The sequence below is a fragment of the Myxococcus sp. AS-1-15 genome (assembly GCF_020037055.1).
Taxonomy (GTDB): domain Bacteria; phylum Myxococcota; class Myxococcia; order Myxococcales; family Myxococcaceae; genus Myxococcus; species Myxococcus fulvus.
In genome coordinates, this window is the sequence record NZ_JAIQDF010000029.1 from 18,931 (window position 1) to 30,490 (window position 11,560).

At 68.7% G+C, this 11,560-nt stretch carries 10 protein-coding genes; 7 read left to right on the top strand and 3 right to left on the bottom strand.

Going from position 1 to position 11,560, the window contains the following annotated elements; translation table 11 throughout:
* Positions 1-2: 2 nt before the first annotated feature.
* Genes K8625_RS42235 through mxcL form a run of 4 tightly spaced genes read left to right on the top strand, consistent with a single transcriptional unit; the run spans position 3 to position 3,859 of the window.
* Positions 3-452: a biopolymer transporter ExbD gene (locus K8625_RS42235; RefSeq protein WP_223785912.1), complete on the top strand. Its 450-nt coding sequence runs from the start codon at positions 3-5 to the stop codon at positions 450-452.
* On the top strand, positions 439-1,260 hold the full coding sequence (locus tag K8625_RS42240) for a TonB family protein (RefSeq protein WP_223785913.1): 822 nt from the start codon (positions 439-441) through the stop codon (positions 1,258-1,260). The genes K8625_RS42235 and K8625_RS42240 overlap by 14 nt, the downstream gene beginning before the upstream one ends.
* Positions 1,261-1,307: 47 nt before the next feature.
* Positions 1,308-2,531, top strand: coding sequence for a myxochelin export MFS transporter MxcK (mxcK, locus tag K8625_RS42245; protein ID WP_223785914.1), 1,224 nt, complete (start codon positions 1,308-1,310; stop codon positions 2,529-2,531).
* A gap of 59 nt (positions 2,532-2,590) precedes the next feature.
* Positions 2,591-3,859 carry a myxochelin B biosynthesis transaminase MxcL gene (gene mxcL / locus K8625_RS42250; RefSeq protein WP_223785915.1) on the top strand — a complete coding sequence of 423 codons (1,269 nt, stop codon included), beginning with the start codon at positions 2,591-2,593 and terminating at the stop codon, positions 3,857-3,859.
* Positions 3,860-3,907: 48 nt separating this feature from the next.
* On the opposite strand, the gene K8625_RS42255 is transcribed toward mxcL, so the two are convergent.
* Positions 3,908-4,747, bottom strand: a complete 840-nt coding sequence (locus K8625_RS42255; protein ID WP_223785916.1) for a siderophore-interacting protein — start codon at positions 4,745-4,747, stop codon at positions 3,908-3,910.
* Between the two features lie 406 nt (positions 4,748-5,153).
* On the opposite strand from K8625_RS42255, the gene K8625_RS42260 reads away from it, so the two are divergent.
* Positions 5,154-5,978, top strand: coding sequence for a hypothetical protein (locus tag K8625_RS42260; protein WP_141332466.1), 825 nt, complete (start codon positions 5,154-5,156; stop codon positions 5,976-5,978).
* An 84-nt stretch (positions 5,979-6,062) separates the two neighbouring features.
* Entirely contained in the window at positions 6,063-7,223 is a 1,161-nt protein-coding gene (locus K8625_RS42265) for a class I SAM-dependent methyltransferase (RefSeq protein ID WP_255653384.1), read from the top strand.
* Between the two features lie 58 nt (positions 7,224-7,281).
* Here K8625_RS42265 and K8625_RS42270 read toward each other — a convergent pair whose 3' ends face one another.
* Both K8625_RS42270 and K8625_RS42275 read right to left on the bottom strand, forming a co-directional pair.
* Entirely contained in the window at positions 7,282-8,295 is a 1,014-nt protein-coding gene (locus K8625_RS42270) for a hypothetical protein (RefSeq protein ID WP_223785917.1), read from the bottom strand.
* Positions 8,296-8,511: 216 nt separating this feature from the next.
* Positions 8,512-10,515 carry a RiPP maturation radical SAM C-methyltransferase gene (locus K8625_RS42275; RefSeq protein WP_223785918.1) on the bottom strand — a complete coding sequence of 668 codons (2,004 nt, stop codon included), beginning with the start codon at positions 10,513-10,515 and terminating at the stop codon, positions 8,512-8,514.
* A 151-nt stretch (positions 10,516-10,666) separates the two neighbouring features.
* Here K8625_RS42275 and K8625_RS42280 point away from each other — a divergent pair, with 151 nt between their 5' ends.
* Positions 10,667-11,542, top strand: a complete 876-nt coding sequence (locus K8625_RS42280) for a TauD/TfdA family dioxygenase (protein ID WP_223749113.1) — start codon at positions 10,667-10,669, stop codon at positions 11,540-11,542.
* Positions 11,543-11,560: the final 18 nt, after the last annotated feature.

Below are 11,560 nucleotides of genomic sequence, written 5' to 3' on the forward strand. Positions count from 1 at the left end.
GCATGGCCGGCGGAACGCAGCCTCGCGGTGGGTTGATCGAGGGCATCAACGTCACGCCCCTCGTGGACATCATGCTGGTGCTGCTCATCATCTTCATGGTCACCGCGCGCCTGGTGGACAGCCCCGCCGTGCCCCTGGACCTTCCCAAGGCGGCCCAGAGCGAGCACGTGCAGACGGTCTACGCGGTGGCGCTCACCTCCACGGGCCAGGTGCTGGTGAACGGCGAGGAGGTCTCCGACGTCGCGCTGCGGGACGGCGCGCGCCAGGCGCTGGCGAAGGACGCGGAGCTGCGCGCGGTCATCCAGGCGGACGGCGCCGTCCCCCATCGCCGGGTCATCTTCGTGCTGGACCAGCTCAAGGAGGCGGGGCTCACCAAGGTCGCCTTCGGCACCGTGCGTCCGGAGCCCACCGAGGCCCCCCTCACGGCGGAGGACGGGCGTGTCACTCCCTGAGCCCGCGCCTCGTCGCGACGACGACATCGCGAGCATCATCCTGGGACCGCCGCCCCCGCGACGCAGCCGCCATGGCCTCGCGTGGACGCTGCTCATCTCCGGCCTCGTGCACGCCACCGTTGGAGTCGTAGCGTGGCACGGCTGGAGGTCCTCCTCCGAGCGACCACCGCCCGTGGCCGCCCCGCGCAAGCAGGTGATCCAGGTGGACCACGAGGTGGACCTGAATCCCCCGCCGCCCCCGCCTCCCCAACGCGTCGCCCGCGCGGACCCGCCGGCGCCGCGCGTGAAGACGCCGAGCCCCGCTCCGCGAGACGCCGCCCGCCCCGCTCGCGCCGAGCCCGCTCGGGCGGGCGCCGTGGTGACGGCGAAGGAGCCCGCCGCGCCGCTCGACTTCACCGACTTCGACATGACGACCGGCGATGCCCCGCGCTACGCGGGCGGTGTGACGGCCTCCACGGGCCGCTCCACCACGGCCGTCAACACGGTGCCCGCGGGTGACAGCGAGGGCACGGGCACCGGTGGAAGCCGGGCGCGCTCCATCCAGCTCTCGGCGCGCAGCTGGAGCTGCCCCTGGCCCAAGGAAGCCGACACGCTGCGCATCGATGACCAGACGGTGGTGCTGCGCGTCTCCGTGGACGCGTACGGCGAGGTGACGTCCGCCGAGCTCGTCTCGGACCCGGGCCACGGCTTCGGCCAGGCCGCGCTCGCGTGCGCTCGCAAGGCGCGCTTCGACACCGCATTGGACCGCGAGGGTCGTCCCCACGCGGCTGTCTCTCCCCCAATTCGGGTGCGCTTCGTGCGCCCCTAGACGCTCGCCCGCGCGACCGCCGCGGGCCCGTGACGATGGAGTGTTTCGTGAACGCCGCTTCTCCACCCCGTCAGGAGCGAGTGCTGGCCCTGCTGCTCGCGGGGGTCCAGTTCAGCCACCTGCTGGACTTCATGATCATCATGCCGCTGGGGCCGGAGTTCATCCGGCGCTTCGGCCTGACCACGGCGCAGTTCGGCGCGATGGTCTCCTCGTACACCCTGGCCTCCGCGGCCATGGGCGTGCTGGGGCTGTTCTGGTTGGACAGGTTCGACCGCAAGCGCACGCTGCTGGCCATCTACGCGGGGTTCATCGTCGCCACCGCGGCCTGCGGCTTCGCGTCGGGGTTCGTGTCGCTGCTGGTGGCGCGCTCGCTGGCGGGGGCCTGCGCGGGGCTGATGGGCGCGGTCATCATGGCCATCATCGCGGACGTCGTGCCGGGTGAGCGCCGGGGTCGGGCCATCGGCACGGTGATGTCCGCGCTTGGCCTGTCCGCCGTGGCCGGGGTGCCGCTGGGCCTGGGAATCGCGAACCTGTTCGGCTGGCGCTCGCCGTTCTTCGCCATCTGCGCGCTGGCGCTCGTGATGTGGCTGGGCTTGTGGCGCGTGCTCCCGCCCGTCGTGCAGCACCTGACGCGCGGCGCCCACGAGCCCCGGGGCAATCCACTGGCGACGCTGGCGTCTCCGGGCGTGGCGCTGGGCTGGGTGCTGACCTTCTTCGTGGTGTTCGCCAGCTTCCTGCTGATTCCGTACCTGGGCACCTTCATGGTGGGCAACCTGGGCCTCGCGCAGACGGACCTGCCGTGGGTGTACCTGGGCGGCGGCGCGGGCACGCTGGTGGCGGCGAAGCTGGTGGGCCGCTTCACGGACCGCCTGGGCGCGGGGCGGATGCTCGGGTGGCTCCTGGTGGGCACCGTAGGCCCGCACCTCTTGTTCACCCACCTGTCCTCGTCCTCGCTGCCGGTGGTGACGGCGGCCTTCGTGCTCTTCATGGCGGTGACGTCCACGCGCGCCATCCCGACCATCGCGCTGGTGTCATCGCGCGTGCCGCCCTCGCTGCGCGGCCGGTTCCTCGCCGTCAACATGGCCGCGAGCGACGGCGCCTCGGGGCTCGCCGCGTGGGTGAGCGGCCTCCTCATCTCCACCGCTCCGGACGGCGCGCTCGTCGGCTTCGGGCAGGTGGGGTGGATGGCCGTGGCCGTGACGCTCCTGTCGCTCGGCCTGCTGTGGACGTTCGGCCGGAGCGCGGTGGCCCTGAAGACGGCGACGACGTGAGCCTCGAACCTTCTCCCTGGAACGCAGCACCCGAAGCACCTCGATTCAAAGGAAGCCCCATGGACATGCCCACCCAGAAGCACCCGTCCCTCCCTCGCCCCATCCAGGGTGAGATGAAGCTGGAGCGCTCGAACCAGCTCCTCGCCGAGGCGCGCAAGACGGTCCCCGGCGTCACCCAGTCGATGATGAAGAAGCCGGAGCACTTCGCCCCCGGCTCCTTCCCCGTGTTCCTCGCCAAGGGCCGGGGCGCGCTGGTGGAGGACGTGGACGGCCAGGAGTACATCGACTTCATCAGCGGCCTCGGCGCCAACATGCTGGGCCACAACCACCCCGCGGTGGTGGACACGATTCGCAAGCACCTGGAGGAAGGGGTCCTTCACTCACTGCCCACGCCCGTCGAGGTGACGTCCATCCAGGCCCTGCTGGACCTGGTGCCGGGCGCGGAGCAGGCGCGCTTCTTCAAGACGGGCGCGGACGCCACGTCCGCGGCGGTGCGCCTGTCGCGCTACGTGACGGGCAAGGAGCGCATCATCACGGTCGGCTACAACGGCTGGCACGACCACTTCATGTTCGACACGCCGGGAGTGCCGGCCGCCATCGCGGGCCTGACGACGCGCCTGCCGCTCTTCACACCGCCGGACGAGGCGGTGCTGCTGTCCACCATCGAGAAGCAGGCCGGCCAGCTGGCGGCGGTGATCCTCTCCATCCCGTACAACCGCGTGCTGTCCGCGGACTTCATGAAGCAGGTGCGCGCGGCGTGCACGGCGCACAACGTGATGTTCGTGATGGACGAGGTGGTGACGGGCTTCCGTCTGGCGCTGGGCGGCGCGCAGGAGTTCTTCGGCGTGAGGGCGGACATCTGCTGCATGTCCAAGAGCATCGCCGCGGGCATGCCGCTGTCGGCCATCTCCGGCCCGGAGAAGTACCTCTCCAAGCTCGCGGACCTCCAGGTCTCCACCACCTTCGGCGGTGAGCTGTTGACGCTGGCCGTGTGCGAGGCGGTGCTCAAGCACTACAAGCAGAACGACCCGGCGAAGCACGTCTCGCACCTGGGCCGCAGGCTGCGCGAGGGCATCAACCAGAAGGCGGAGGCGGCGGGCTCGTCGCTGCGCGTGCTGGGCTACGACGCCATCCCCTTCTTCCGCTACTCGCCCGACATGGCCGAGCACGCGAAGCGGATGACGCCGTTCCAGGGTGGCATGGCCCGTCGCGGCATCCTGCTGCGCCGGGACGTGAACTTCATCGGCGCGGCGCACACCGAGGAGCAGATCGACTACACGGTGGAGATGGCGGGCGAGGTGCTGCGCTCGCTCGCGAAGCCCGCGTAAGGCTCGCCTTCGGGGAGGCCGGAGTACCTGGCCTCCCCGAGGGGTGTCTCACTTGGAATCGTGGATGTGGTCCGCGTGGCCGCGCTTCCAGTATCCGGTGACGCGGACCCAGCTCTTCTGCGTGCCGCGCTCGTTGAGCAGGTGCTCGCGGATGGTGCGCATCTCCGATGACTCTCCCGACACCCAGGCGAAGTAGTCGCCGGGCGGGAAGTCGAGTTCGCGGATGGCCTTGTGGAGCAGGCCGGTGGAGCCCGCCTCGGCGCCGTTGCGGTGCAGCCAGGTGAGCGTCACGTTGGCGCGGGTGGTGAGCGGCTGCTCCTCGCTGGCGTCGGCCACCTCGACGAAGACGATGGCGCGGGCGCCCTCGGGCAGCTCCTCCAGCCTGCGGGCGATGGCGGGGATGGCGGTCTCATCGCCGGCGAGCAGGTACCAGTCGAAGTCATTGGAGACGAAGAGCGAGCCGCGCGGGCCGCCGACGCCGAGCATGTCGCCGGGCTTCGCCTGGGCGGCCCACGAAGATGCGGGGCCGGAGCCGTGGAGGACGAAGTCCAGGTCCAGCTCGCCGGTGGTGGAGTCGTAGCGGCGCGGCGTGTAGTCGCGCGAGTCGGGCTTCTTCTCACCGGGCTGGAGCTGGGGGCCGGTGGGGCCCATGGTCGGAATCACGGGCTTGCGCTTGCCCTGCTCCGGGAACAGGACCTTCACATGGTCATCGGCCCCTTCGCTGTGGAAGCCCTCGATGTCCTGGCCGCCCAGGGTGATGCGCACCACATGCGGGGTGACGGGCGTCACCCGCAGCACCTCCAGGCAGCGGAACTTCACGGGGAACGGGCCCCGTCGGTACACCTTCTCGGTCACGCTCGTCGTCACGTGCTCTCCTTCATTTTCCATTTCAATATTGACTCGCAATTTCAGCGACGCAACTGAAATCGCTCGCTCGCCGGGGCGGGCGATTGGCTGCCTGACGGGTGCCGCTCGCGGGGCGTTCCGCCATCGAGCTCGGAGGTGCCCCTGACCTGGCGAGGGAATCGCGCACCCCGCCGCTCGCCGACACATCCAGACACCCTGTCTGCGATTCAACGAGCGCCAAAGCCACACACCCACGACAGATGTCACCATGGACTCCCCTGGGGAACAGGCGACTCTCTCGACTTCATGATTTGCCCAATCATAGGATGTCCTGGCGATGCAATCCCTTGCGACGCAGGATGCGCCCGTGACGCCTGGGCAATCCTGCCGCAAAGCGTTGCAGCGCACTCCAACCCGATGAGTCCGCCACACCCCAGGAAAAAACTTCATGTTCAAGACCCACATCATCCGTTCGACCATGCTCGCGGCAGCGACCCTCCTCTCGACCAGCTGCGGCGTGGCGGCTCCCGAAGAAAGCCTGGAGTCTGACGCGACCAGCACCCGTGGCGATGCGCTCGGCGGCGCCGAGTTCTGGCATGACTTTCGCGCATACAGCGGAGCTTCCCCCGAGTGTAATGGCTTCAATGTCTCCGAAGGTCGAGGCCTGGGCCAGTGGACGAGCCAGATTCGCCTCGACACCGACTCCCGGCCGCAGGGGTGCTGGCAGAAGTTCGGCATCCAGGACCCGTATGGTGAGCTGAGCGGGCTGATGCTGACGGTCAGCTTCTATGGACAGGGAAGCCCGACTGCCAGCGGGCAGTGCGACAACCCCGGGACTTACGTCGTTCCCATCGGCCCGACGCTCGACTGGACCGGTCCCTGGGGAATCGACACCACCGATGCCTATGGCGGATGCGTGCAGACGTTCAGCATCTCCGGCCGCGATGACATCGCACTCGATGTGCGCTTCGACGCCGACCGCCACAATGGCCAGTGCCAGAACGCGGGGCTGCACACGGTGACGTCGATCAACCCCGTCTCCCTCACGCTCGACATGGACAACCGTTATGGCGGTTGCTACCAGACCTTCCGGCTCCGGAAGATGACGTGCGGGGACAACGTCTGTGAGTCAGGTGAGCTCTGCCCGGCGGACTGCATGGTTTGCGGTGACGGTATCTGCAATGGCTCGGAGACCCGGGCGACGTGCCCGGAGGATTGCTTCCCGCAGGGTCCTGGCAACTGCGCGATCTACTGCCCGCCCGAGATTCCGTGACGAAGGCGACGCGGAGGGGGGCCTCATGCCCCTCTCCGCACGCTGTCTCCACACCCGCGCGTGGACGTGCTACCCACCGGGTCCATGCCACGCCCCCCTCGAACCGCTCCCCCGCCCAAGGGACCGGCGCCCACCGTCGCCCCCGCCGCACCGCTGCCTGCTGGCGCCCCGTTCACCTGGCGCTCGGAGAGCGATGAGCCCTCTCCTGCCCGACTGCACCCGGTGGACGACCGGCTCAGCGCGGACACGGCGCTCAAGCGGGTCCGCCGAGGCGAGTTCCTGCTGTACTCCGGCGACTTCCACAACGCGAAGCAGTTGCTGGGCGCGCTGGGCCGCCGACTGGAGCGCGCGTCGAACGCCCGCACTCCCCTGGAGGCGTTCCGCGCCGAGCGCCGCGCGCGGCAACTGGAGCACGAGACGCTGTCGCGCATCGTCGTGTCACTCGACCGCGACTACCGGCTCGCACTCTCACGCGCACCCGACGTCGCCCTGGCCTGCCGACAGGTCTGGGGCGAGCCCGAGACGGAGTTCACCGTCGTCCCCCTCAAGCAACTGCTCGGCATGCTCGGAGCCGCGGAGTGGCGGCGCAAGGGATTGTCGGTGCCCGGCCTCACCGGCCTCATCCATCCGCACTACGGCGTGTACCTGCCCACGCGCACCGACTACGTGGAGCTGCTCCTCTCGCTCCCCACGCTGAAGGGCCCGCGCGTGTTCGACATCGGCACGGGCACGGGTGTGCTCTCGTTCCTCCTCCTCCAGCGAGGCGCCTCGTCCGTGCAGGCGACGGACATCGACTCCCGCGCGGTGGCCTGTGCCCGGGAGAACGCGGAGCGGCTGGGGCTGCGCAAGTCCTTCCAGGTCACCGAGGGGGACCTCTTCCCGGAGGGCAAGGCGGACCTCGTGGTGTGCAACCCGCCGTGGATTCCGGAGCCCCCGAAGAACCGCGTGGACCGCGCGGTGTTCGACGAGGACAACCAGTTCCTGCGGCGCTTCCTCGAAGGGCTCCCAGACGCGCTCACGCCCGGCGGCGAGGGGCTGCTCATCCTCTCCGACCTCGCGGTCCTGCTCGGCCTGCGCCCCCAGGGATGGCTCCAGGAGCAGTTCGCCCGCTGCGGCCTGACGGTGAAGTGGAGCCGCTCGACCGCGGCCCGACACTCCAAGTCCAAGGACACCTCGGACCCGCTGCACATGGCGCGCTCTCGCGAGATCACCACCCTCTACTGCCTCACACGCGCCGCGGGGTGAGCGGACACCCGACGCGGCATGCAGCGCCTCACCGGCGAGGCGCGCCGTAGCGCGAGCCTCAGCCCTCGAGGTCTTCGGGCGTGACGCCGACGGCCTCGAGGTCCAGGTCCTCCAGCGGAATCCGCTGGATGTGCTCCCGGGGCTCATACTTGGGATTGAGCTTGTCGCGGTACTTCTCCGAGCCGCTCTCGTACGTCACCCACAGCTGGCCATCGATGATGTTGAAGCCCTGGGCATACGGGTCGATGAGCCCGTTGCTGATGTCCTTGCGCTCGGAGATGTCCGCGGTGAAGGAGTCCGGGGTGCCCTCGAACGGCTGGTAGACCAGCTTCTGGTCGCCGGTGGTGAACAGCAGCGCCCCGTCGACCACCGTCATGCCCTGCGCGCGGTCCGGCGCGCGGATGGGGCCCTGGCGCGAGCCCTCGATGATCTCCCCGGTCTTCTCGTCGAGCTCGTAGCGCCACACGGCGCCCGCCTTGCCATCGCCGTCCTTGCTGTACGAGCCGACGTACGCGTAGCCATCGCTCACCGTCATGTAGCTGCCGGCGGACACCAGACCGATGCCCGTCGCCGGGTCCGTCAGCCCGTCGCCGCTGGGGACCTCCGTCACCTGGAAGGCCGGCACCTCGGCGCCCGGCTTCGCGTTCTCGATGTCCTCGCGCCGGTAGACGTAGAGGTGATGGGTGTCGGAGACGTAGACGAACTCACCGTCCGTGGAGACACCGCCACCATGAGAGGGCGCCCCGGCCTCGGGGTTGGAGCTGGAGCCCCCCAGGCGGACCTGCTGCGCCTCCACGCCCGAGTCCTTGTCCTGGAGCGAGAGCAGCACGCCACGGCCATCGGCGTAGTAGGTCGTGAGCACCTGGTCGCGCTTCGCGTCGTAGCCCTGCCCCTGCGGCGTCCAACCGGCGTCCAGGTGCAGCAGCTTCGGGCCGACCGACTGCGCGGCCCCCGCGTCCGTCGCCACGGCGCTCGCCCCCTCGGGCGCGGCGGTGCGCGCCGGGCTGTGCCCCGTGAGGTTCACGAGCTCGGGCTTCGCGCGCTCCAGGGCGTCCTGGGAGAAAGGGCTCACGGCGGGGAGCGGCGTCGCCGGGGACGCGACGGGCTCCGTCGTACGGGCCTGGGTGGGGATGGAAACGGTCCGAGGGGAGATGGGGCTGACCACGGGAAGCCTCCGGCTGAACGGATGCCCCCCGCACCATGGGCGCAGGGGGCCAGACTCCCACCATACGCGATATCGCCCCCGATGGTTACACACCCCCAGCAGGGTCCACGCCGGGGCGTCCGCTCAAGCGCTCTCGGCGAGGGCGACGGGCTGCTCCTGTCGAGGCACGGCCGTCCCCTTCTTGCGACGCAGCTGCGCGGCCTCGTGGGCGCGGCGGATGCGGCGGGTCGCCATCTCCGCGGTGTACGCGGGCGCGAGCGACAGGAAGCGACTGCCCTCCAGCCGACTCCCCTCCTGGTACACGATGCGCTGCTCGACGAAGCGTCCGAGCATCGCCGCGACCTCGTCCTGGGTCGCGCGCCCGGTCTCGATGAACTCCTCGCGGAGGTCCTCCCAGCGTTGGATCTCCATGCAGGCCATGTAGACGTCCCGCTCCAGTCCCCGCAGCACGATGTTGTTCAGCATCCCGCTGCGCGTGTCGTAGAGCCGCATCGAGTCGCCGCTGTCCAGGTACGTCAGCAGGTGCCGGTACTGCGTCTCCTTCGCCGCCGCGTAGGCCCGCCCCCACTTCCGGCACGCGTCGTAGACGCTGCTCCAGTCCGTGGGCGTGCTCGGGCTGTCATACGAGAGGTCGAGCAGCGAGATGCGCTGATAGACCTCCTCCGGCAACCCCACCTTGTAGAAGTCCGCGTTGCGGATGTTCGACAGGCCGTACTCCTGGCTCAGCGTGTCGATGGTCGCGCCCCGCCCCAGCCAGAAGCGGTTCGGGTTCAGCGGGGTGTAGAGCAGCGCGTAGTCCAGGATGGTCTGCGTCGTCTCCTCCACCTCCTCCTGCCGCGCGCCCGGGAAGTCCGTCAACAGGTTCGCGCTGTTGAGGATGCCCAGCTCGTGGCAGACCTTCATCGCCTGCAGGTTGGCGATGACCGACGTCCCCTTGCCAATCCGCTTCAGGTACGAATTGGACAGCCCCTCGATGCCGAACTGCACGTAGCGCACGCCCGCCTCCCAGAGCCGCAAGAGCTCGTAGGGCCGGACGCTGGCGCGCATCTCATAGAAGATGACGAAGTCCTTCCCGGTGTCGATGACCCGGTCCGCGAACTCCTCGATGCCCTTGGCGCGGATGATGTTGTCCAGGAAGAAGAGCACGTTCGTCTGGTAGCGCCCGTTCAGCGCCAGGATGTCCGTCACCACGCGCTCGGCGCTCTTCTCGCGGTAGCCATTCCACTGCACGTTCAGGTTGCAGAAGAAGCACGTGGCCTTCGGGTTCCCCGTGCGCTTGGCCCGGTCCCACCAACACCCGCGCGAGCCCTCGATGGTGAGGAACCACAGGAGGTTCCCCTCCTCCGCCTTGCGCGCATACTCGTCGTAATCCGGCAGCGGGAGCGCATTGATGTTGGGCACCTCCCAGAGCTGCGCGCCGCCCGCGAGCTCCCCCGCCGTGGCCCGCGAGATGACGCCCTTGATGCCCCGCATCTCCGTCTGCCCCTCGCGCAGCTGACGCACCAGCGCGAGCAGCGGCTGCTCCCCTTCTCCCTGGATGATGTAGTCCAGGAAGTCGAACTCCTTCAGCAGCGACGGCCCCACCTGGTTGGAGATGGTCGACCCGCCCAGCAACGTCTTCGTGGCGGGCGAGCGCTGCTTGATGCGCTGACAGAGCGAGAGGTTCGCGAAGAGCTGACCGAAGCAGGTCGTGAGGCCCACCACGTCGAAGCGCCCCGCCAGCGCGTCCGCCAGCCGGTCCAGGTGCGCCTCCAGCCGGGCGGTGAGCGTGTCGAAGACTTCTTCCCACGTCGACGCCTCCCCGAAGTGGGCCGGGGACACGATGGCGCCGGGCCCCGTCAATGCCTCTCCGGTCGCCTCCATCCGCTTGACGAAGAAGTCACGCACCCGTTGCTTCTGCTGCGGGAAGAGGCACGGCGTGTACAACATCTCTCCGACCTCATACGAGTTCTGGGAGATGAGGTCATAGAACGCCAGCCCGATCTCGTTCGCCACCTCGAGATAGGCGGAGCGGCACTCCACCTCCACCGTCGGCTCCTGCTGACGCAGGTACGCGGACAGCGCCCCCATCGCCGAGGAGGGATGCCGATGGAGCGACCAGGGGAGTGCAACGAGACCGATTCGCATGAGGGGCCTCTGCATTGACTTCGTATTGACTTCCATCCCATTCAATCAAATCATCAAGCCTAGCGCATATTCCGGCATATACCCGGATAGCCTGACCAAGACTGTCTATCCATAAAATTACAGCCATCACCCGCATCGAGGGGAGGCGTCCATGACGCTCAGAATCGAACCGTTTGGAAGCGGCAGTGGCCGGCTCGTCCACCGGGAGGGTCCGGACGACATCCTCCAGCTGCCCGCGGAGGAGCTCATCGCGCTCTTCAAGTCCGCGGGTCTGGTCATCTTCCGGGGCTTCACCACCAGCCCGCAGGTGATGCATGACTTTGCGGGTCGCTTCAGCACGCGCTTCAACCGGGACCGCCTGCGCCCCGTCGTCGCCGGGAGCGACGGCTACGTGCAGATGGTGACCGAGGGCATGGGCTACGTGGAGCCCCACGCCGAGCAGGCCAACTCCCCCTTCCGTCCGGACGCGCTCTGGTTCTGCTGCAGCGTCCCCGCCGCGGAGGGCGGCGAGACGCTCGCCTGGGACGGGGTCCGCCTCTGGGAGAAGCTCCGCCCGGAGCTCAAGCAGCTCTTCCGGAACAAGAAGCTGCGATTCTTCCAGCGATACTCCAACGACAAATGGCAGCGCTTCATGGGGAATGGCGCCACCCTGGCCGACGTTCAGACCACCTTGGATGGAATTGAGGGTGTCTCCTATTACGTCAGCCCAGACGATTCCATCTACCTCGAATATGTCTGTCCCGCGGTGGTGAAGACCCGTTACGGAGGGCAGGACGCGTTCGCGAACAGCCTGTTGTCGGAGCGCAAGAATACACTGGGGGACCTGATGTCTTTCGATGACGGCTCGGCCATCTCGGACGACCTCGTCTCCGAGGTCCAGGAGGCGATGAAGGAGCTGGAGGACGCCATCGCCTGGCATCCGGGGGACCTGGCGTTCATCGACAACTCCCGCTACCTGCACGGTCGCAACGCCTACACGGACACGCGGCGGAAGATCTTCTCCAGCCTCAGCTTCCTCAACTTCTAGGCACGTCCACCCCTGGCG